The sequence below is a fragment of the Streptomyces odonnellii genome (assembly GCF_000981895.1).
Taxonomy (GTDB): domain Bacteria; phylum Actinomycetota; class Actinomycetes; order Streptomycetales; family Streptomycetaceae; genus Streptomyces; species Streptomyces odonnellii.
This window is the reverse complement of sequence record NZ_LATD01000067.1, coordinates 1-1,702: the sequence shown is the minus strand read 5'-3', so window position 1 is coordinate 1,702 and position 1,702 is coordinate 1. Positions and strand designations below refer to the sequence as shown.

Genomic DNA, 1,702 nt, shown 5'->3' with positions numbered 1-1,702 from the left:
CTTCCGTTTCCCTTGCGGTGAACCGGAGTTACAAGATGATCATACACCCGATCCACGGGTGCCGGGCCCAAGGCGACGCACGCGCACGTCCACCAGCGGTACCAGCTACCAGCGGTACCAACGGCCCCTGCGGCCACCGCCGGCCGCGGGGCGCACGACGAAGCCGAGCAGCCACACGACGGCGACGATCACCGCGATCCACCACAGCGCCTTCAGGGCGAATCCGGCGCCGAAGAGGATCAGTGCCAGCAGGAGTACCAGAAGCAGGGGAACCATTGTCATCAACCTCCTGGACCTGCGTCTGCCCCTGCTTCGGCCCCTCAAGCACACGGACTCGCATGCACACGGACCCGCGAGCACACAGACTCGCCAGCACACGGAAGCCGGTCTTCTTCCGGTCCGGGCGGAACCGCTCAGGCGATGGTCCCGGCGGTCTGCCTGACCTTGTCCGCCAGGGAGGCCGGGAGGGGGGCGTAGCCAAGTTCGGCGAGTGTTTGCTGGGCTTCCGTGCCCGCGGTGTAGGTGAGGAAGGACTTCAGGGCGCCGAGGGTGGCGGCCCGGTTGCCCGTGTCGCAAACGATCTCGTACGTGACACCGAGGAGGGGGTACGCGCCCTTGACGGCGGTCGTGTAGTCGATGTCCAGGGCCAGGTCCTTGCCCGTACCGGCCACCCTGGCGTCGGCGAGGGCCTGGGAGGCGCTGTCCGGGGTGGGCGCCACGGGCTCGGCGGCGCCGGTGTCGAGTCTGACGGTGTTCAGGCCGGCAGCGGTCGCGTAACTCAGCTCCGCGTACCCGATCGCACCGTCGGTCTGCCGGACCTGGTCCATCACTCCGGTGGAGCCGGTCGCGCTCAGGCCGCCGGGCGCGCGCCACTTGTTGTCGGCGACGTACGGCCAGTCCTCGGACCCGGCCGTGGCGGTCAGGAACTCGCCGAGGGTGGAGTTGACGCCGGACTCGTCGGCGCGGTGGAAGGCGCTGATGGGCTTCTTGGGCAGTGCGGCGCCCGGGTTCAGCTCCGCGATGGCGGGGTCGTCCCAGGTGGTGATCTCGTCGGCGAAGATCCTGGCAAGGGTGGAGGCGTCGAGTACGAGGCCGTCGACGCCGGCGAGGTTGTAGGAGAAGACGACCGGGGTGCCGAGCATGGGCAGGTTGATGCCCGTACCACCGCCCTGGCAGACCTCCTTGGACTGCTCGGCCTCGGCCGGGTCGAGCGGGGAGTCGGAACCCGCGAAGACGGTGGTGCCCTGGAGGAACTCGGCTATGCCGGCGCCCGAGCCCTTGGCGCTGTAGTTGATCTGGGTGGCGGGACAGGCCGTGGTGTAGTCCCTGGCCCAGGTGTCCATGGCGTTTTTTTGGACGCTTGAGCCCGAGGCCACGAGGGTCTGGCCGCTGTCATCGCAGACGGGGGCGGAGGAGGAGGCCTTGGCGTCGGGGCTGCCGGAGATTCCCGGGGACTGGCCGGTCTGGCCGGTCTGCCCGGTCTCGCCGCTTGAGCTGCCCGGGTCGTTCGCGTTGCCCTTGTCGAAGAACGCGTCGTTGAGGACGGGGGTGAGGGACGCCACGGCGGCGACGAGGAGCGCGCCGATGAGCACCCGGGCACGGTGCTTGCGGAGCCAGGTCACCGGCTGGGCGGAGGGCGAGATACGGGTGTCGGGGAGGACGTCGGAGGAGTCACCGTCCGGTGCGGGGCGTGCCGCGGGCC

The 1,702-nt window shown here is 69.9% G+C and carries 2 protein-coding genes; both read right to left on the bottom strand.

Annotation, left to right across the window (positions count from 1 at the left end):
- Positions 1 to 105: 105 nt before the first annotated feature.
- A complete protein-coding gene (locus tag WH07_RS08245) occupies positions 106 to 276 on the bottom strand; it encodes a hypothetical protein (protein WP_046497203.1) in 171 nt (56 codons plus the stop codon).
- Between the two features lie 137 nt (positions 277 to 413).
- Entirely contained in the window at positions 414 to 1,562 is a 1,149-nt protein-coding gene (gene pstS, locus WH07_RS08240; protein ID WP_408645815.1) for a phosphate ABC transporter substrate-binding protein PstS, read from the bottom strand.
- Positions 1,563 to 1,702 lie beyond the last annotated feature (140 nt).